Source organism: Nonomuraea monospora, assembly GCF_039531895.1.
GTDB lineage: Bacteria > Actinomycetota > Actinomycetes > Streptosporangiales > Streptosporangiaceae > Nonomuraea > Nonomuraea monospora.
In genome coordinates this window covers 50,585-69,226 of sequence record NZ_BAAAQX010000008.1, presented here as the reverse complement: position 1 = coordinate 69,226, position 18,642 = coordinate 50,585, and the positions used below count along the sequence as shown (strand labels likewise).

Annotated in this window: 15 protein-coding genes; 9 read left to right on the top strand and 6 right to left on the bottom strand. The window is 72.2% G+C overall.

Features of this window, described 5'->3' with window-relative positions; all coding sequences use genetic code 11:
* Position 1: 1 nt before the first annotated feature.
* The 5 genes from ABD331_RS17515 (at position 2) to ABD331_RS17495 (ending at position 4,376) form a co-directional block, all read left to right on the top strand.
* On the top strand, positions 2–607 hold the full coding sequence (locus ABD331_RS17515) for a CBS domain-containing protein (RefSeq protein WP_344475856.1): 606 nt from the start codon (positions 2–4) through the stop codon (positions 605–607).
* Positions 604–1,287: a CBS domain-containing protein gene (locus ABD331_RS17510; protein ID WP_344475853.1), complete on the top strand. Its 684-nt coding sequence runs from the start codon at positions 604–606 to the stop codon at positions 1,285–1,287. The genes ABD331_RS17515 and ABD331_RS17510 overlap by 4 nt, the downstream gene beginning before the upstream one ends.
* Before the next feature lie 180 nt (positions 1,288–1,467).
* Positions 1,468–2,463 (top strand): NAD(P)H-dependent glycerol-3-phosphate dehydrogenase, encoded by a 996-nt coding sequence (locus ABD331_RS17505; protein WP_344475850.1) that lies wholly within the window; start codon positions 1,468–1,470, stop codon positions 2,461–2,463.
* Between the two features lie 106 nt (positions 2,464–2,569).
* The gene (locus ABD331_RS17500) at positions 2,570–3,955 is read left to right on the top strand and encodes a DUF4389 domain-containing protein (protein ID WP_344475847.1); all 1,386 of its coding nucleotides are present in this window, start codon (positions 2,570–2,572) and stop codon (positions 3,953–3,955) included.
* A gap of 70 nt (positions 3,956–4,025) precedes the next feature.
* On the top strand, positions 4,026–4,376 hold the full coding sequence (locus tag ABD331_RS17495) for a hypothetical protein (protein WP_344475844.1): 351 nt from the start codon (positions 4,026–4,028) through the stop codon (positions 4,374–4,376).
* Between the two features lie 59 nt (positions 4,377–4,435).
* Here the strand turns inward: ABD331_RS17495 and ABD331_RS17490 are convergent, their stop codons facing one another.
* The 3 genes from ABD331_RS17490 to ABD331_RS17480 are packed head-to-tail and all read right to left on the bottom strand — an operon-like array spanning position 4,436 to position 7,223.
* A complete protein-coding gene (locus ABD331_RS17490; protein WP_344475841.1) occupies positions 4,436–5,821 on the bottom strand; it encodes an NAD(P)(+) transhydrogenase (Re/Si-specific) subunit beta in 1,386 nt (461 codons plus the stop codon).
* A complete protein-coding gene (locus ABD331_RS17485) occupies positions 5,818–6,114 on the bottom strand; it encodes an NAD(P) transhydrogenase subunit alpha part 2 (protein ID WP_344475838.1) in 297 nt (98 codons plus the stop codon). The genes ABD331_RS17490 and ABD331_RS17485 overlap by 4 nt, the downstream gene beginning before the upstream one ends.
* The gene (locus ABD331_RS17480) at positions 6,111–7,223 is read right to left on the bottom strand and encodes an NAD(P) transhydrogenase subunit alpha (RefSeq protein ID WP_344475834.1); all 1,113 of its coding nucleotides are present in this window, start codon (positions 7,221–7,223) and stop codon (positions 6,111–6,113) included. The genes ABD331_RS17485 and ABD331_RS17480 overlap by 4 nt, the downstream gene beginning before the upstream one ends.
* A gap of 135 nt (positions 7,224–7,358) precedes the next feature.
* On the opposite strand from ABD331_RS17480, the gene ABD331_RS17475 reads away from it, so the two are divergent.
* The 4 genes from ABD331_RS17475 to ABD331_RS17460 are packed head-to-tail and all read left to right on the top strand — an operon-like array spanning position 7,359 to position 11,722.
* Positions 7,359–7,901, top strand: coding sequence for a 2-oxoacid:acceptor oxidoreductase family protein (locus ABD331_RS17475; protein WP_344475831.1), 543 nt, complete (start codon positions 7,359–7,361; stop codon positions 7,899–7,901).
* Positions 7,894–9,120 carry a transketolase C-terminal domain-containing protein gene (locus ABD331_RS17470; protein ID WP_344475828.1) on the top strand — a complete coding sequence of 409 codons (1,227 nt, stop codon included), beginning with the start codon at positions 7,894–7,896 and terminating at the stop codon, positions 9,118–9,120. The genes ABD331_RS17475 and ABD331_RS17470 overlap by 8 nt, the downstream gene beginning before the upstream one ends.
* A 2-nt stretch (positions 9,121–9,122) precedes the next feature.
* Entirely contained in the window at positions 9,123–10,100 is a 978-nt protein-coding gene (locus ABD331_RS17465) for a thiamine pyrophosphate-dependent enzyme (RefSeq protein ID WP_344475826.1), read from the top strand.
* Between the two features lie 2 nt (positions 10,101–10,102).
* Entirely contained in the window at positions 10,103–11,722 is a 1,620-nt protein-coding gene (locus ABD331_RS17460) for an NAD(P)-binding protein (protein ID WP_344475825.1), read from the top strand.
* Positions 11,723–11,779: 57 nt separating this feature from the next.
* Here ABD331_RS17460 and ABD331_RS17455 read toward each other — a convergent pair whose 3' ends face one another.
* The 3 genes from ABD331_RS17455 to ABD331_RS17445 are packed head-to-tail and all read right to left on the bottom strand — an operon-like array spanning position 11,780 to position 18,642.
* Positions 11,780–12,430 carry a hypothetical protein gene (locus ABD331_RS17455; RefSeq protein WP_344475823.1) on the bottom strand — a complete coding sequence of 217 codons (651 nt, stop codon included), beginning with the start codon at positions 12,428–12,430 and terminating at the stop codon, positions 11,780–11,782.
* 60 nt (positions 12,431–12,490) lie between these two features.
* Positions 12,491–13,201, bottom strand: a complete 711-nt coding sequence (locus ABD331_RS17450; RefSeq protein WP_344475820.1) for a 4'-phosphopantetheinyl transferase family protein — start codon at positions 13,199–13,201, stop codon at positions 12,491–12,493.
* Positions 13,198–18,642 (bottom strand): ATP-binding protein, encoded by a 5,445-nt coding sequence (locus ABD331_RS17445; RefSeq protein WP_344475818.1) that lies wholly within the window; start codon positions 18,640–18,642, stop codon positions 13,198–13,200. The genes ABD331_RS17450 and ABD331_RS17445 overlap by 4 nt, the downstream gene beginning before the upstream one ends.

Genomic DNA, 18,642 nt, shown 5'->3' with positions numbered 1-18,642 from the left:
CATGCTGGTGCGCGAGGTCATGAGCAGCCCGGCCATCACGGTCCGCCGCACCGACCCGGTGCGGCGGGCCATCCGGACCCTGTACGCCAACAACATCACCGCCGCTCCCGTCGTGGACGACTCGGGCCGCCTCGTCGGCGTGGTCAGCGAGCTGGACCTGCTGCGCGGGGAGTTCGAGCCGGACCCGCGCGCCACCGTCCTTCCCCCTCAGGCGGCGCACGAGCCGCCGCCCAGAAGGGTCATGGAGGTGATGACCCGCGAGGCCGTCACCGTCACCGAGACCACCGACGTCACCACCGCCATCGACCTCATGGTCGGCAAGCGGATCAAGAGCCTGCCCGTGCTGCACGGCGAGCAGATCGCCGGCATGGTCAGCCGCCGCGACCTGATGGCGATGCTGGCCCGTCCCGACGACGAGCTGCGCCAGGCGGTCATGGCCGCCCTGCGCGAGCAGTACCCGTTCGGCCCGAGCTGGGAGGTCACCGTGCGCGACGGTGTCGCCGAGCTGAGCGGGCCGCCTCACCGGCACGCCGACCACATCGCCGACGTGCTCGCCCGTACCGTGCCCGGCATCGTCCGGGTCAAGCATCTCAGGAGAGGACCATGACCAGCTTCGTCGAGAACGTGATGACCACCGATGTGGCCGCCGTCAACGAGAAGGCGTCCTTCCACACCGTTGCCGAGCTGCTCATCAGCAGGGGCGTCAGCGGCGTGCCCGTACTGGACGACGACAACCGCGTGCTCGGTGTCGTGTCCGAGGCCGATCTGCTGGCCAAGGAGGAGTTCAAGGAGCGTTACTACGGCGACGACTACCGGCCGCCGCTGCGCGCCCGCGTCCGCCACACCGCCGGCAGCGAGGGCAGCGGCTTCCGCAAGTCCCTCGGCGAGACGGCCGGCGCGCTGATGACCAGCCCGGCTCATGTCATCACCGCGGACACGCCGATCGTGTCGGCCGCCCGGCTGATGGACCGCTTCGGGGTCAAGCGCCTGCCCGTGGTCGACGCCGATGGCCGCCTGGCCGGCATCGTCAGCCGCCGTGACCTGATCAAGGCCTTCCTGCGGCCCGACAAGGACATCGAGCAGGAGGTGCGCGAGGCCCTGCACGGCCGCGCCGCGGTGGTCGTGTCCGACGCCGTCGTCACGCTGAGCGGAACGTACGCCGAGCACAGCCAGGCCGTCACCGCCATCCGCCTGGCCGAGAACATCGACGGCGTCGTGGCCGTGCACGACGATCTTTCCTGGAAGCACGACGACATCGCCGACCTGCCCATGTGGGGCGGCGCATGACGTCGAGTGGGCCGTCCTGCCTCGGACTCAAGCCACGGGGAAGGCACGCCGTCGTGGGTCTGAACGCCGCGACAGCGTGCCTTCCGGCATGTCCTCCGGACGCTCGCGAAGGACGAAATGCCTCCCGGCCGGGGACCATCGGCACTGGGCGGCGGTGAGCGGGCGAGCCGGGATGGAAGGATGAGAGTTTCCGTTCTCGGCGCCGGCTCATGGGGCACGACGGTGGCCGCCCTGGTCTGCAAGCGGCATGAGACGCTCGTGTGGTCCCGCGATCCCGGCGTCGCCGAAGAGATCAACCTCAGACACCGCAATCAGGTGTACCTGCCCGGGTTCGCCCTGCCCCCGGCGCTCACAGCGACCGACGACCTCGTGGTGGCCGCAGCCACGGCCCAGGTCCTGATCATGGGGGTGCCCTCGCATGCCTTCCGGGGCGTGCTCGAACGGGCATGTGACCACGTCCCGCCCTGGATCCCCGTCGTCAGCCTGGCCAAGGGCCTGGAGGACGAGACCGCCCTGCGCATGACCCAGATCGTCGAGCAGGTGCTGCCCGGCCATCCCGCGGCGGCGCTGACCGGGCCGAACCTGGCCAAGGAGATCCTCGCGGGCAAGGCCGCGGCCACCGTCATCGCCACCGGCGACGAGACCGTCGCCACCTTGCTGCAGGAGATCCTCCAGCGCGGGCTGCTGCGCGTCTACACCAACGGCGACGTGATCGGCTGCGAGCTCGGCGGCGCGTTGAAGAACGTCGTGGCGATCGCGGCGGGCATGGCCGAAGGGCTGGGCGTGGGCGACAACACCAGGGCCGCGGTCATCACCCGGGGCCTGGCCGAGCTCGCCCAGCTCGGCCAGGCCATGGGCGGTCAGGCGGCCACGTTCGCCGGCCTGACTGGGCTGGGGGATCTCGTCGCCACCTGCCTGAGCCCGTACAGCCGCAACCGGCACGTCGGCGAGCAGCTCGGCAGGGGCCGCAAGCTCGACGACGTGCTCGCCGAGATGATCACGACGGCGGAGGGGGTGCGCACCACGCCGGTGGCGGTGCGGCTGGGCGATCGGCACGGGCTGGAGCTGCCGATCTGCCGCACCATTCACCGGGTGCTCACCGGCGAGATCACCGCGCGGGACGCGTACGCGGGACTGCGCCACTCCCCCGCCGGCACCGAGTCCGGCCCCTGGTGAACGGCCCCTGGTGAACGGCCCCTGGTGAACGGCCCGTGTCCAACGGCGCGTGAGGTCGGGACCTTCGCCCGCAGGCAACCCTGCCCGGCGGTGCTGCGCTTGAAGAATGACCGCTTATCCCGTACGGGTGGAGGCCCGGCTCGAGGAGCCGCTCAACCGGGGCCTCTGGATCGTCAAGTGGCTCCTGGCGATACCCCACTACATCGTGCTGAGCCTGCTGTGGATCGCCTTCGCGGTCCTCACCGTCATCGCGTTCTTCGCGATCCTGTTCACCGGCCGGTACCCGCGCACGCTGTTCGACTTCAACGTCGGCGTGCTGCGCTGGACCTGGCGGGTGGCCTACTACACCTACGGCGCCCTGGCCACCGACCGGTACCCGCCGTTCACGCTCGGACCGGCCCCGGACTACCCGGCCACGCTGGAGATCGACTACCCCGAACGCCTCTCCCGAGGGCTGGTGCTGATCAAGTGGTGGCTGCTGGCCATCCCGCACTACCTCATCGTGGGCCTGTTCACCAGCGGCAGCGTCATCTCCTGGCGCGGCGACCTGCCCGACGACAGCGGCGGCGTGCTCTACACGCTCGACTGGGGCGGGCTGATCGGGCTGCTGGTCCTCATCGCGGCCCTGTTCCTGCTGTTCACCGGCCGCTACCCGCAGGGACTGTACGACCTGGTGATCGGCATGAACCGGTGGTCGCTCAGGGTGGCCGCGTACGCCGCCCTGATGACCGACGCCTACCCGCCGTTCCGGCTGGAGCAGGGCGGTCACGAGCTGCCGCGCATGGACGCGCACCCGGCCAGCTCCCCGGTGCGGCACGGCGCCGGCTCGGTCGTGGCCATCACCCTGGGCGCGCTGCTCGCCTTCGCCGGGATCGCCACCGCGGCCACCGCCACGGGAACGGCCCTGCTGAACGGGACGCGTGACAGCGCCGGGTTCATCAGCACCACGGCCGGGCGCGTGTCCACCTCTGCCTACGCCCTGACCACCGAGCAGATCGCCGTGGCCGGGCAAGGCGTGCGGTTCCTGCGCGAGAGCGTCGGCCGCGTCCGCATCGAGACCACCGGCACGCCGCTGTTCATCGGCATCGCCCGCCAGGACGACGTCACCGCCTACCTCGGCGGCGTCGCCCACGAGCGCATCACCCACCTGGCCTTCCCTCCCGGCGAGGCCGGCTACGACCACCATCCCGGCACGGCCCCTGCCTCGCCTCCCACCGCCGAGACCTTCTGGGCAGCCAGCGGATCGGGATCGCTGACGTGGGACATCCAGCCGGGTGACTGGGCTGCCGTCATCATGAACGCCGACGGCTCACCCGGCGTGACGACCGACATCACCTTGGCCGCCACGCTGCCTTGGCTGGACCGGCTGACCTGGGGACTCGTGATCGCTACGGTGGTCCTGCTGTTCGCCGGGACCGGGCTCGTCCTGGCCGGGATCCGCCTGGCCGTCGAGCCCGCTTCCGAACCCGCGCAGCCTGCACCCACACCTTGAACCTCCTGTCAGGCAGGCGCCTGCCCTCCTGACCGCAGACGGGCAGGCGCTTGCCCACGAGCGACTGGACGTGATCGCTATGTCACCACAACGGGTTCACCAGGTCGGATCGGCTCTGGCCTGGGTCGGCGTGTGGACCGGCGCCGGTCTCATCCTGCGCGGGCATCCGGACGTGTTCGGTTCGATGATCCCACTGCTCGCGGTGGGCAGCTTCATCGGTCTCGCGCTGCCGGGCCACGATGGTGTGCGGTTCTACCTGATCGGATCACTTGCCGTCTGGGCCGCCCTGCTCGTCGGGACGGCACTGCTCCTGAGCGGAACGACGCTACTGGGTCCCATGCTGGGCCTGCTCGCGGCAGGCGCCGGCTACTTCCTCGTCGTGACACCCACCTACCTGGTCATGCGGCCGCCGAGCAGGTGACGGGCCGGCGGCTCGTGGCTCCGGACAGGACCGGGCTGATGCCGCGCAGTAATCGGCTGTCAGCCGACGAGCACCTTGACGGCCGCGGTGATCTCGCTGAGCGCCTGCTTGGCGTCGGCGAAGTACATCCCGGTCCTGGGATCGGTGTACAGCTCGTTGTCGATGCCCGCGTAGCCGTGCCCCATCGAGCGCTTGATGACGATGACGCTCTTGGCGCGGTCGGCGTCGATGATGGGCATCCCCGACACGGCCGTGCCCGCGCGGCGGGCGGCCGGGTTGACGACGTCGTTGGCGCCGACGACGAGGGCGACGTCGGTCTGCGGCATGGCGGCGTTGGCGTCGTCCATGTCGGCGAGCTGTTCGTACGGCACGCCGGCCTCGGCCAGCAGCACGTTCATGTGTCCCGGCATGCGGCCGGCCACCGGGTGCACGGCGTAGGAGACCTGGACGCCGCGCTGCCCGAGGAGCTGGGCCAGCTCGTGGAGCTGGTGCTGTGCCTGCGCGGCGGCCAGCCCGTATCCGGGGATGACGACGACCTTGGTGGCGTAGGCGAGCTGGATGGCGGCGTCGTCGGCCGACAGCGACCGGACGCGTCCCTGCCCGGAGGGGCCTTCTGCCGGTGCGTCGCCGGTGCCGAATCCGCCGGCGATGATGGCGGTCAGCGACCTGTTCATGGCGTCGGCCATGAGCTTGGTCAAGATGGTGCCGGACGCGCCGACGAGGGCGCCCGCCGTGATGAGGACAGCGTTGCCGAGGGCGAAGCCGGCCATGGCCACGGCCGTGCCGGTGAACGCGTTGAGCAGCGAGATGACCACCGGCATGTCGGCGCCGCCGATCGGGGCGACCATGCTGACCCCGAAGGCCAGGGCGGCCACGGCCAGCACGGCGAACGCCGCGAATCCGCCGTTCCCGGTCAGCAACAGGGCCGAGGCCGCGGCCATGGCGACGGCGAGCGCTCCGGTCAGCGCGCGGGCGCCGGGGAAGAGGATCGGCCGGCCCGGCACCACGCCTTGCAGCTTGCCTGCGGCGATCAGGGAGCCGGAGAACGTCACGGCGCCGATCAGCACGTTCAGCACGACCGGCAGGGACGCGCCGTGCCGGGTGAAGTCGTGCACGCCGATGAGCGCCGCGGCGCCGCCGCCGGCCGCGTTGAACAGGCTGACGAGCTGCGGCATGGCCGTCATCCGCACCCGGCGGGCCAGGAGCAGTCCGGTGCCCGCACCGAGCGCCGTTCCAGCGGCGAGCGCCGCCCAGGACCAGGGCCGTACGGACGAGGAGTGGACCAGCACGACCGCGGTGGCCAGCAGCGCGGCCGTCATCGCCGCGGCCGACAGGAGGTTGCCGCGGCGGGCGGTGACCGGCGAGTTCATCAGGTGCAGGCCGAGGACGAAGCAGGCGGCCACGGCGAGGTAGACGAACCGGATCACGAGGTCGAAGGCGCTCATTTCGGCTCACTCCCTTGCGGCCGGAACATTTCCAGCATCCGGTCGGTGACCACGTAGCCGCCGACGACGTTCATGGCGGCGAACGTGGCGGTCACGAACACCAGCGCGTAGCCGAGGGTGTCGTCCGCCGTCAGCGCGATCAGCAGCGCGCCGGCGAGCACGATGCCGTGCACCGCGTTGGCCGCCGACATCAGCGGCGTGTGCAGGGTCGTCGGCACGCGCCCGATGACCTCGAAGCCGAGCAGCAGGCTCAGCACGAACACGCTCAGATCGGCGAACAGCTGCGTGCTCATGCCGCACCTCCGGTGACGACCACGGCCTGCTGGATCTCGTCGGCGAGGTCGATCGCCAGCTCGCCGTCGCGCAACACGTGGCCGAGGAACGCGCACACGTTGTGGGCGTAGGCGGCGGAGGCGGCCGCGGGCATCGTGGCGGGCAGGTTCGTCGCGCCGATCACGGTGACGCCGTTCTCGGTGACGAACGTCTCCCCCGGCCTGGTGATCTCGACGTTGCCGCCGGCGAGGTCGATGATCACCGATCCTGGCCGCATCTCCTTGACGGCGACCTCGCTCACCAGCAGCGGCGGGCGGCGGCCCGGCACGAGGGCGGTGGTGATGACGACGTCGTGGCGGGCGACGTGCCGGGCCAGTTCGTCCCGTTCGGCCTGCTGCTCGCCCTCGGCGAGTGCCCGCGCATAGCCGCCCTCGCCCGTGCCCTCACCCGTGCCCTCGCCCGTGCCCTCACCCGTGCCCTCGCCCGTGCCCTCGCCGTCCAGGTTCAGGACGTTCGCGCCGAGCGAGGCGATCTCGGCTCTGGCCTCGGGCCGGATGTCGTAGCCGGTGACGACGGCGCCGAGGCGGCGGGCCGTGCCGATCGCCGACAACCCGGCGACCCCGGCGCCGAGCACCAGCACCTGGGCGGGGCGCGCGGTGCCCGCGGCGGTGACGAGCATCGGGAAGAAGCGCTCGTAGGTGCAGGCGGCCAGGATCGCGGCCCGGTAGCCGGCCACGTTCTCCTGGGATGTGCGGGCGTCCATCGTCTGCGCGGCGCTGAGCGTGCGCGGCACCCGGTCCAGGTCGACGGCGATCACGCGCCTGGCGGCGAGCTCCTCGCGGTAGGCGGGGTCGGGGTGCAGGAGTCCGATGACGAGTTGCCCGGCGCGCAGCCGGTCCGCAGGCGGGCGGCCGACGCAGGCCAGGATGTCAGCGCCGGCGTACACGTCGGCGACGAGCTGCGCGCCTGCCTGGCCGTAGGCGCTGTCGGGGAACCGGGCGGCGGCGCCCGCCCCGTCCTGGACCAGCACGGTCAGCCCCGCGGCGCGCAACCGCGGCACCAGGTCGGGAGTGATCGCGACCCTGCGCTCACCCGAGGCGCTCTCCTTGACGATCCCGATGCTGAGCATGAGCCATCCCTCTTCTCTGCGGTTGCCTCCCTTCGAGGGTCCTGCCGCAGGTCGGGGCCCGATGAGGGCCGAAAGTCCTCGTGAGCGGGACGTTCGGCCCTCCAGGTCGCCCCGCCGCCGGGCTACACCGGAGGCATGGAGTACCAGACGCGCATTCACGGCCGGGGCGGCCAGGGAGTCGTCACCGCGGCCGAGCTGCTGTCGGTGGCCGCGTTCCTGGAGGGCAGGCACGCCCAGGCCTTCCCCACCTTCGGTTCGGAGCGGACGGGCGCGCCGGTGGTGTCGTTCTGCCGGATCTCCGACAGGCCGATCCGCGTGCGCGAGCCGATCACCGCGCCGGACACGGTCATCGTCCAGGACGCGACCCTGCTGTCGCGGATCGACGTGCTGGCCGGGCTCCGCCCGCACGGCCAGGTACTGATCAACAGCACCCGGCCGGCGGCGGAGCTGGGCGTCGCAGGCGTCGCCGTCCCGGCCTCGGAGATCGCGCTGCGGCACATCGGCAAACCGGTCCCCAACGCGGCGCTGCTCGGCGCGTTCTGCGCGCTGACCGGAGTGTTGTCGCTGGAGTCGGTGCAGGCCGCGATCCGCACTCTGTTCCCGCGCCCGGTGGCCGAGGCCAACGCGGCCGCCGCGGCCGAGGCGCACGCCTGGTTGAAGGAGGCCGCTCGTGCTTAGGCAGATGGAAGGCTCTCAGGCGGTCGCCGAGACGGTGGCGCTGTGCCGGCCGGAGGTGATCTGCGCCTACCCGATCTCGCCGCAGACGCACATCGTCGAGGCGCTCAGCCGGATCACCCGGGCCGGGCGGCTGGGCTCGTGCGAGTACGTCAACGTCGAGTCGGAGTTCGCCGCCCTGTCGGCGTGCATCGGCGCGTCGGCGGCCGGGGCGCGCACCTACACCGCGACCGCCAGCCAGGGGCTGCTCTACATGGCCGAGGCGCTGTACAACGCCTCGGGGCTCGGCCTGCCGATCGTGATGACGGTGGCCAACCGGGCGATCGGCGCGCCCATCAACATCTGGAACGACCACAGCGACTCGATGTCGCAGCGTGACTCCGGCTGGATCCAGCTCTACGCCGAGACCAACCAGGAGGCCGTGGACCTGCACGTGCAGGCGTACGCGCTGGCCGAGGAGCTGTCGCTGCCGGTGATGGTGTGCATGGACGGGTTCGTGCTGACGCACGCCTTCGAGCGGGTCGATCTGCCCTCGCAGGAGCAGGTGGACGCGTTCCTGCCCGCGTACGAGCCGCGCCAGCTGCTCGATCCGGACGATCCCGTCTCCATCGGCGCGATGGTCGGGCCCGAGGCGTTCACCGAGGTGCGCTATCTCGCGCATGCCCGGCATCTGGCGGCGCTGGAGCGGATCCCGGCGATCGCCGCCGGCTTCGAGAGCGCCTTCGGGCGCCGCTCGGGCGGGCTGGTGCGCGGCTACCGGACCGAGGACGCGGACACGGTGGTGCTGGCGCTCGGTTCCGTGCTCGGCACGGTCAAGGACGTGATCGACGAGCTGCGAGGGGCCGGCGCGGCCGTGGGCGCCGCGACGCTGACGACCTTCCGCCCGTTCCCGTTCGACGCGCTGCGCGCTCTGCTCGGCGGGAAACGGCACGTCGTGGTGGTCGAGCGGGCCTTCTCCACGGGTGTGGGCGGCATCGTTTCTGCCGACGTGCGCACCGCCCTGCCGGACGCCGAATTGCGGACGGTCGTGGCCGGGCTCGGCGGGCGGCCGGTGACCAAAGCGGCGCTGCACGCCCTGCTCACCACGGACGAGCCGGAACCGCTCAGTTTCCTCGACCTGGATCGTGAGCTCGTCGCCAGGGAACTGGCCAGGAGCCGGGAGCGGCGCCGCTCAGGGCCGAGCGCCGAGAACATGCTGCGCGATCTTGCCGGAGGTGCTTGACCATGCCCGCGCAACGCACCAAGTTCTATCAGGTCGGCAGCTTCGCGGTCGGCAACCGGCTGCTGCCGCCCGAGCAGCGCGCCGTCCAAGCCGCGCCCGACCGCGGCAACGCGCTGACCTCCGGTCACCGGGCCTGCCGCGGCTGCGGCGAGGCGCTCGGCGCCCGGTACGCCATCGACGCGGCCATCCAGGCGACCGGCGGGCGGATGATCGCCGTGAACGCGACCGGCTGCCTGGAGGTGTTCTCCACCCCCTACCCGGAGACCGCCTGGCAGGTGTCGTGGATCCACTCCCTGTTCGGCAACGCCCCCGCCGTGGCCACGGGGGTGGCGGCGGCGTTGAAGGCGAAGGGCCGTACCGACGTGCGGGTGGTGGGTCAGGGCGGCGACGGCGGCACGGTGGACATCGGCTTCGCCTGCTTGTCGGGCATGTTCGAGCGCGACGACGACGTGCTCTACATCTGCTATGACAACCAGGCGTACATGAACACCGGCGTGCAGCGCTCCGGCGCCACCCCGCCGGCCGCGCGCACCGCCACCACTCCCCTGCCCGGGCAGGAGTTCGGCCAGGGCAAGAACGTGCCGCTCATCGCGATGGCGCACGAGATCCCGTACGTGGCCACGGCGACCGTGGCCGACCTGCGCGACCTGGAGTACAAGGTGCGCCGGGCGATGGACGTCCGCGGCGCCCGCTACCTGCACATTCTGGTGCCGTGCCCGCTCGGCTGGGTCACCGCGGCCTGCGACACGATCCGGGTGGCCCGCCTGGCCACCGAGTCCGGCCTGTTCCCGGTCTTCGAGGCCGAACGCGGCGAGGTCACCGGCGTGACGAAGATCAGGCGGCGGATCCCCGTCAACGACTACCTCAGGTTGCAGGGCCGCTACGCCCACCTGTTCGGCGACCCGCCCCGTGCCGACGTCATCGCCCGCATCCAGGCATCGGCGGACCGCAACATCCGCCGTTTCGGATTGGTGGACTGATCATGGACAAGCCCTTCGCCATCACCCTGGGAGCCGGCAGCAGCCAGGCCAACAAGACCGGGGCCTGGCGTACCGAACGCCCGGTCTATGTGGACCGCCTGCCGCCCTGCAGCCACGCCTGCCCCGCCGGGGAGAACATCCAGCGCTGGCTCAGCCTGGCCGAGGAGCCCTCCTACGAGGCGGCCTGGCGGCAGATCATGCAGGACAACCCGTTCCCCGCCGTCATGGGCCGGGTCTGCTACCGGCCCTGCGAGACCGCGTGCAACCGCGGCAAGCTGGATGAGGCGGTCGGCATCAACTCGGTCGAACGTTTCCTCGGCGACAAGGCGATCAAGCACGGCTGGACGATGCCGATCCAGGCCGAGCCGTCCGGCAGGCGGGTGCTGGTGGTGGGCGCGGGCCCGGCCGGGCTGTCGGCCGCCTATCACCTGGTCAGGCTCGGTCACCAGGTCACCCTCATGGACTCCGGCACGAAGCCGGGCGGCATGATGCGCTTCGGCATCCCCCGCTACCGGCTGCCCCGCCACGTCCTGGACGCCGAGATCCAGCGCATCCTGGACATGGGCGTCACCCTGGAGCTGGGCCGCACCGTCACCGACCTGGCCGCGGCGATGCGCGGCTTCGACGCCGCCTTCCTGGCCGTCGGGGCGCACATCGGCAAGCGCGCCTACATCCCGGCCGGCGACTCGGCCCGCGTCCTCGACGCCGTCTCGGTGCTGCGCGGCATGGAGGACGCCTCCGCTCCGCTGCTGGGCCGCCGCGTCGTCGTCTACGGCGGCGGCAACACCGCCATGGACGCCGCCAGAACCGCCAGGCGGCTGGGCGCGAGCGACGCGCTCGTCGTCTACCGCCGCACCCGCGACCGCATGCCCGCGCACGACAGCGAGGTCGCCGAGGCCGTCGAGGAGGGTGTGCGGATGCGGTGGCTGTCCACCATCGCGCACGCCGGCGGCCAGAGCATCACCATCGAGAAGATGCGCCTGGACGAGACCGGCTTCCCGCAGCCGACCGGCGAGTTCGAGGAGCTGCGCGCCGACTCGGTGGTGCTGGCGCTGGGCCAGGAGGCGGATCTGTCGCTGCTGGCCGGGCTGCCCGGCGTCGAGGTCGAGGGCGGTGTGGTCAAGGTCGGGCCGGACCTGATGACCGGCTGCCCCGGCGTGTTCGCGGGAGGCGACATGGTGCCCGCCGAACGCACGGTGACGGTCGCCGTCGGGCACGGCAAGAAGGCGGCCCGCCATATCGACGCCTGGCTGCGCGGCAGCGCCTACGCGCCCGCTGCCAAGCACCCCATGGCGGACTTCGATCTGCTCAACACCTGGTACTACAGCGACGCGCCGGCGACTGTGCGCCCGAAGCTGGACCTGGCCCGCAGGACGAGCACTTTCGAGGAGGTGGAGGGCGGCCTGGAGGAGTCGACGGCGCTGTTCGAGGCGCGCCGTTGCCTGTCGTGTGGCAACTGCTTCGAGTGCGACAACTGCTACGGCGTCTGCCCTGACAACGCCGTGCTCAAGCTGGGTCCTGGGCTGCGGTACGAGATCGACCTGGACTTCTGCAAGGGCTGCGGGCTGTGTGTGGCCGAATGCCCGGCGGGCGCGATCGAGATGGTGCCCGAGGTCACCTGAGCGATCACCTGAGCGCCGCCGTCCCGCGCAGGGTGCCGTGGCGGGAAGGTCTCGCCGTCAACCGGGCGCCAGGGTGCCACGCCGGGCGGTCGCGCGCATGGCCCGCCAGAGGGGATGGCCGAGCACGGTCACCACGGTGAAGAGGGGTGCGGGGTGGCCGAACACGAACGTGGCCGTCAGGTAGTCGATGACGGGCACCGCGACCGCTGCGGCGAACATCCAGCGTGGCGCCTCCAGCGGGGCGCTCGTGGTCCTGGACCAGGGGGTTCGTCTCCACGGTTTGGCGACCGACAGCCAGGCCTGGAACGCCAGTGCGGACGCCATCAAGCCGGTGGCGACGGTGAGGCCGGTCGCGGATCTCTGGCTCCCCGCGGCGAGCCCGTCCAGTTGAGTGCCGAGGATGAAGATCCCGGCGTAGAGCTGGCACAGCGTCATGACGAATTTCAGCAGGACCCACCAGTGACGCGTGTATCCCCAGCGGGTCATGCCCGCGAGCATGAGGCCGGAGAAGGCCGAAGCGTTGGCGAAGTGCAGGAGGATGTCGTCGTCGAGCAGGTCGGCCATGCGGTACGCGTGAGCGTCTCCCGTACGTGTGGCGTGGGTCAGCAGCACGACCAGCGCGAGCGCGAACGCCATCCATCCCACGGAGGTGATGACGTGCAGGCCGATGAGGAGATGACGCCACGGGGCGGTACCGGAGCGGGCCATCGCCGCCTCCTATGCGTAGGCTGTCTATATATGCAGCCTACGGCTCGCTCTCGCCGACGTCTATCGGGCGAGAGGGCTGGCCAGCCAGCTGTGCGACGGGGCGGCGCGAGCCAGCGCGGACGGGTTCTCCAGCCCGCGCGGAGGCGGCACCGGCCGGTCGGCCGCCACTGTGAGCAGGAAGCCGCCGTACCTGCGCCACCAGCCGTGAAACGTCCTGCCCTCCTGAGCCCGTACGGTCAGCCCGTTCCAGCCGTCCGACGGCGCGCCGCAGCCGAGCGTCACCTCCACCGAGCGGGTGTCCCTGCGCAATCCGGTGCGCAGCACCTTCAGTGCGCTCTCCTTGGCCGACCACAGCAGGTTGGCCCGCAGTGGATCCGCGCCGATGACCTCCCGCTCGGCGGGGGTGAAGTAGTCGGCGACGAAGGCGGCGCTGCGCGGCTCCACCAGCTCCAGGTCGCAGCCGACGGCGCCGGGTTCCAGGCCGAGCAGGCAGACCGCCCAGCCGGCCCGGTCGGTCAGTGACAGGCCGACCGGCAGCGGTTTCCCTGCGCGATAGGCCTCGGGTGCGCCACTCGGATGGTGGCGCACCTCCAGCTCGTACGCGGGCGCCGGGTAGAGCCGCCCCATGGCCTCCTTGGCCGTCCACCGGGCGACCAGGAACTCGGTGCGCCGTTTGGCGAAGCGCATGCCGGCCGCCCGCCGCGCTTCCTCGGGCGCCAGCCAGCCGTCTCCGGCGGGCAGGTGCTGCTCGCCGCGTGCCAGCCATCTCATGTCGCCGCCATCCCCCTTTCCAGCGCGTCGATCACGTAGGGGCGTAGCCGGGCGGCCGGGATGACGTGGTCGACCGAGCCGACCTGCAGGGCCCGCTGGATGCTGTGCACCTGGTCGAACTCGTCGGCCACTGCGCGCAGCTTGTCCGCCCGCACCTCCTCGGTGATCTCGACGAGCCGCGAGCGCGGCCCGGACTGCCTGGCGGCCGTCACGCGGGGGTCGCGCTCGGTGCGGGCGCGGACCTCGCGGACGAACACCACGGCCGCGGCGGGGGCGCCGCCGATGACAGAGGCGTAGGAGCCTTCGACGGCCGCGATCTCCAGGTTCGGGTTGAGCCGTTTGGAGAACACGACGAACGCGCCGCCGTGATACCGGGAGATCACCACGAACACGATCGGCCCGGCGAAGTTGGTCACCGCCCGCCCGATCTCGGCGCCGTACTCGAGCTGCCAGCGCCGCATCGACTCCGGCGAGCCGTCGAAGCCGGACAGGTTGGCCAGCACCACGACGGGCCGGTTCCCGCTGGCCGCGTTGATCGCGCGGGCCACCTTACGTGACGACTGCGGGAACAGCGTGCCGGCCGTCCAGGCGGGCGGCCCGTCGGCGGGCACGAAGCCGTGCCTGGGCTGCGGTGCGGACTCCAGCCCGATCAGGCAGGCGGGGATGCCGCCGACGTGCGCGTCCCAGACGACGGCCGTTTCGGCGTCGCGCCAGCGGGCCCACCGCTCCAGCGGTCCGGCGTCGGCGTCGGTGTCGCACACGGCGCGCATGACCGAGCGGATGTCGAACGGCTTCTTGCGCTCGGCGTTGTGCGCGCCGGAGAAGATCTCCCCGACGGTCCGGAAGCCGGGACCCGCGTGGGGCGAGTCGCGCACGTCGCGGCCGGGCGGGTCGCAGGTGGCGCGCCTGCGCGGGTAGCGCTCGCCGGGCACGACGTAGGCGTGCTCGTAGTGGCGCAGCAGGATGCGGCCGGCCTCGGCGAGGCTCGCCGTCCCGTACTGGGCCTGGCCGTTGGGCCCCATGATGCGTTCGAAGCCGCCGATGCCGGTGTTGTCGTCGGCGGAGACGCCGCCGGAGAAGTCGAGTGCCTGCTTGCCGGTCAGCACCATGGCGCTGCCGGCGACCATGACGAGGATGCCGCGGGTGTGCATGAGCATGGTGGACTCGGCGTTCCAGTACGGCTGCGCGCCCACGTTCACGCCGGTGACCACGACGTTGACCTCGCCGCCTCCTTGCGTGAACTCGATGAGGCGGCGCAGCACGGCGGCGATCCAGTCCATGTTCTCGGTGCCGCTGTCCATCGCGATCCTGGCCCCGGACGACAGCGCGAACCACTCGACCGGCACCCGCATGCGTTCGGCCAGGTCGAGTGCGGCGATGACGCGCCGGCATTCGGGCTCGGCCAGCGCGCCGAGGCTGCGGGTGGGGTCGCCGAGGATGGCGACCCTGGTCATGCCTTCTGGCACTTTGGCGGTGCGGCTGGTGATGAGGCCGACGACCAGGTTGGCGGTGTTGTGCCCTTCGGGCCGGTCCACCGGGACGAGCCTGTCGCCGTCCAGGTCGTGCTCGGTGAACGTGCCGGGTGGGAAGTCTCCGGGGGCGCCGTCGGGCGGGGCCAGCATCCTGACGATCTCGTACGGGTAGGGTGCGCCGAAGCGGCGGGCGCGCAGCACCTTGCGCCGGTATTCGGTGAGCGGCCTGATCGGCTCGTGGCCGTAGGGCTCCTGGCGGACCGCGACGCGTTCCTCGCCGAGCCCTTCGACGTGCAGGGCGGCGGGCCCGCCGGGCAGGCGTACCTGGAGGATCAGCTTGTCCAGGCCGACGCCGGCGGCCAGCGGCGCGAACGGCCTGGCCAGGCCGGGCCAGTCGGCTTTCGGCACGTCGAACGGCGGGCGCACGCACAAGATGATGCGGTTGGAGCGGGGCCTTCGTTCCGGTGGTGTGGTGGCGAGGTGCTCCCGCATGGCCGCCAGCGCCTGCAGGCCCATGCGTTCCAGCCGTGGCAGTGACACGACGTGGCCGCCGCGGTCGCGGACGGGCGTCAGGTCGCGGACCTCGCCGATGGCGAACAGGCGCACGTCGGCCGGATTGTCCTTGGCGACGCCGCGGAAGAGGTAGACGTCCTCGGCCGAGCGCAGGCGTTCGAGGGTGAAGTTGGACAGCCGCCACAGCTCGGCGCGCTCGGCGATCATCGGGTGCAGGTTGCGGTAGAGGGGCTCCTCTTCGAAGCCGCCAGGGGTGTGCCGGTAGGCGAAGTGCTGGGTGCGGTGGTGCTCGGGGCCGTCGCCGCGTGCGCTGGTGACGGTCACGGACAGCCGCTCCAGGGTACGACCGAAATCAAGGCCTGTGAGCAGGCTCGCGACCTCGGCCTGGGTGGTGTCGGCGTCGGGGCGCTCCCCTGGCCGCCAGGTCATCAGCTCGGCGATCACCCGCCGCTCCGGGTCCACGCCCTTCAGGTGCGCGGCGATGTCCGCGCACGCCTCGGAGCAGCCGGCCAGCGGGGTGTAGGCCACGACCAGGTGGAACGGGACGCCCTCGTGCTCGAAATCGGCCGTGCCGAGCCTGCCGTCGCAGGTGAGATGTTCCAGCGATCGGGTGCGGTAGAAGCGCCGGATGTAGATCTCGACGACCGCGCTCCTCATCTCCGTGCCGGACGCCTGCCAGCGGGCCAGCAGCGGGCCGCGCATCGGCTGGGGGCACCACACGAGCCGGTCGATGAGCTCGTCGCGGCCGGGCCTGCGGGGGCCGGCGGCCAGGGCGTCGAGGTGCGCGTCCATCTCGTCGTACACGGCGGCCAGTGCCCGCTCGTGCTGCGGCTCGTCGAAGTAGTGGAAGCGCACGTCTCTGGCCAGCTCGGCCACCACGGGGTGCCGGACCTGCGCGGCGATGGCGAGCCTGTCCATCAGCTCCCTGCCGGGCGGGGGCAGGTCGCGGTGGCGCAGCCGCCGTTCCAGCACGGCCACCACGGCGGGCACGAGCTCGTGGGCCCGGCGGAAGGAGCGGAACAGCCAGACGACGGCCTCTTCGAGCTGTGGTGTGCGGTCGAGCCCGTGGACGCCGTACCTGGCCAGGACTCGTTCCAGCCGGGTGCGGAAGCCGGGCGGGAGCCCTGCTCTGCCGGGGTCGAGCCACTGCAGGTAGGACAGGAGGTATTCCTGGGCGCTGGCGCTGTCCGGCTCCTCCGGCTCGGGCAGGGGCCGGTACAGGCCGCAGACGTCGGCGAACAGGTCCAGGAACGCCTCCTCGCACGCCAGGAGCTCCGGGTCGTCGGGCGCTTCGTCCGGCTCGTGCCCGCCGCTCTGAGGCGGGTCCACGTCGAAGCCGAGCAGGCAGCCGCACAGGGCCGCGTACCTCGGCCCGCACCCCGCCGCCGCGGTGCGGGCGCTGGTGAGCGCGGTGAAGGACACGGCTGTCCCCGTCGGCTCCGCGGCGTCCGCCGCCTCGCGGATGCGCAGCAGCGGCTGACCGGCCACGACCTGCGTGTTGGCGGTCACCTCGACCGAGGCGACCTCGCCCGCGTACGGGGCGGCCAGCGTGGATTCGAGCTTCATGCTCTCCAGCACCACCAGCGGGTCGCCCTCGGCCACCCGATCCCCGCGGGTGACGGGGACGGACACCACGAAGGCCGGGTGCGGAGCTCGCACGATGCCGCCGTCGTCGCGGTGCACGCCGTGCGCGGCCCACTCCCCGCCTCGCTCCACCTCCACCAGGTAGGCGGGACCTCGGGTGGAGATCTGTGTGCGGTAGCCGGCGCCGCCGCACGACAGCCGCCGCTCGTGCCGGCTCAGCCGCCGTACGTCCACGTCCGCCGGCCCGTCTGCGGTCTCGACCCGGTACCGGTCGGGGCCGGTGCGCAGGACGCGCAGGTCGTACGGGTGGCCGCGGTAGCGCAGCCTGGCCCGTTGCCCCGGCTGCTCCGGCGCTTGCGGACGGCCCCGGCCGGCGGCCTCGTGGAAGGCGGCCAGCTCTGCCTCATGGTCGGCGTCGTACGCCTCGACGGCGGCCTGCAGCACGGCGATCGGATCCGCCTCGGGCAGGTGCCCGCCCGCTGCGGTCAGCCGGTCCAGCCACCGGTTGTCGGCGGTGCCCCGCCGTACCTCGTCGCGGGACAGCAGCGACAGCAGGAAGGCCCGGTTCGTGGTGCCGCCCTCGATGACCACGCGGGTCGCCTCCAGCGCGCGCCGCAGTCTGGCCATGGCCTCGTTGCGGTCGCCACCCCTGGCCACCACCTTGGCGATCATCGAGTCGAACTCGGGCGCGATCACGTCCCCCTCGGCGACGCCCGCGTCCACCCGGATCCCGGGACCTGACGGCGGCCGCCACACGGTGATCCGGCCGGGCGCGGGCGTGAACCCCTGCGCGGGGTCCTCGGCGCACAGCCGGGCCTCGACCGCGTACCCGCGGGCGGGCGGCGGGTCGCCTTCGAGGCGGCCTCCCCTGGCCAGGTGCAGCTGGAGCTTGACCAGGTCGGCTCCCGTGGTCTCCTCGGTCACCGGGTGCTCGACCTGAAGCCGGGTGTTGACCTCCATGAACAGAAGGTCGCCGGTGTCCGGGCCGAGCAGGAACTCGACCGTCCCGGCGTTGCGGTACCCGGCCTCGCGGGCCAGCCGCACCGCCGCGTGGCGGACGGCTCGTGCGGCGGACGGGGTGAGCGCCGTGGAGCCGGACTCCTCGATGACCTTCTGGTTGCGCCGCTGGATGCTGCAGTCGCGCACGCCGACGGCCCAGACGGTGCCGTACGCGTCCGCGATGATCTGCACCTCGATGTGGCGGGCGCGCGGGACGAACCGTTCGACGAACACGGCGGGATCGCCGAACGCGGCCTGCGCCTCGGCGCGGGCGGCGGCCAGCGCCGAGGCCATCTCCTCCGGCGTGCGGGCCATCCTGATGCCGCGCCCGCCGCCGCCCGCCGCGGCCTTGACGACCACCGGGAACCCGATTCGGTGGGCGTGCTCCAGCGCGTCCGCCGGGCTGGTCACGGGGCCGCCGCTCCACGGCACGACCGGCACGCCCGCCTTCTCCGCCAGTTGCTTGGCGGCGACCTTGTCGCCCAGCAGGCGGATCGTCGTACTGCTCGGGCCGACGAACGTGATGCCCGCCCGCTCGCAGCGCTCGGCGAACGAGGCGTGCTCGGCCAGGAAGCCCCAGCCGACCCAGACGGCGTCGGCGCGGGCGTCCTTCAGGGCGCGGATGACACGTTCCTCGTCGAGGTAGGCGGACCTGCGGTGGCCGTCTCGCGGGTCGAGATACGTGGCGGGGCCGATCGGGACGGTCTCGTCGGCCCTGCGGGCGTACCAGGCGTCGCGGTCCTGGTCCGGGTGCAGGATGATCGTGGTCATGCGGGAGGTGGCGCCGTCGCGGTTGAGCTCCGCGACGGCGTCCAGCACCCGCGTCGCCGGCTCGCCCCGGTTGACGATCGCGAGCCGCTCGATGCCGGGCAT

What these genes read in the sequence shown, in the direction of transcription:
- ABD331_RS17510 (WP_344475853.1), top strand. Translation starts at nt 604, where the DNA reads ATGACCAGCTTCGTCGAGAACGTGATGACCACCGATGTGGCCGCCGTC.
- ABD331_RS17480 (WP_344475834.1), bottom strand. Translation starts at nt 7,223, where the DNA reads ATGCTCAGCATCGGGATCGTCAAGGAGAGCGCCTCGGGTGAGCGCAGG.
- ABD331_RS17460 (WP_344475825.1), top strand. Translation starts at nt 10,103, where the DNA reads ATGGACAAGCCCTTCGCCATCACCCTGGGAGCCGGCAGCAGCCAGGCC.
- ABD331_RS17505 (WP_344475850.1), top strand. Translation starts at nt 1,468, where the DNA reads ATGAGAGTTTCCGTTCTCGGCGCCGGCTCATGGGGCACGACGGTGGCC.
- ABD331_RS17450 (WP_344475820.1), bottom strand. Translation starts at nt 13,201, where the DNA reads ATGAGATGGCTGGCACGCGGCGAGCAGCACCTGCCCGCCGGAGACGGC.
- ABD331_RS17475 (WP_344475831.1), top strand. Translation starts at nt 7,359, where the DNA reads ATGGAGTACCAGACGCGCATTCACGGCCGGGGCGGCCAGGGAGTCGTC.
- ABD331_RS17490 (WP_344475841.1), bottom strand. Translation starts at nt 5,821, where the DNA reads ATGAGCGCCTTCGACCTCGTGATCCGGTTCGTCTACCTCGCCGTGGCC.
- ABD331_RS17500 (WP_344475847.1), top strand. Translation starts at nt 2,570, where the DNA reads ATGACCGCTTATCCCGTACGGGTGGAGGCCCGGCTCGAGGAGCCGCTC.
- ABD331_RS17445 (WP_344475818.1), bottom strand. Translation starts at nt 18,642, where the DNA reads ATGCCCGGCATCGAGCGGCTCGCGATCGTCAACCGGGGCGAGCCGGCG.
- ABD331_RS17515 (WP_344475856.1), top strand. Translation starts at nt 2, where the DNA reads ATGCTGGTGCGCGAGGTCATGAGCAGCCCGGCCATCACGGTCCGCCGC.
- ABD331_RS17465 (WP_344475826.1), top strand. Translation starts at nt 9,123, where the DNA reads ATGCCCGCGCAACGCACCAAGTTCTATCAGGTCGGCAGCTTCGCGGTC.
- ABD331_RS17455 (WP_344475823.1), bottom strand. Translation starts at nt 12,430, where the DNA reads ATGGCCCGCTCCGGTACCGCCCCGTGGCGTCATCTCCTCATCGGCCTG.
- ABD331_RS17485 (WP_344475838.1), bottom strand. Translation starts at nt 6,114, where the DNA reads ATGAGCACGCAGCTGTTCGCCGATCTGAGCGTGTTCGTGCTGAGCCTG.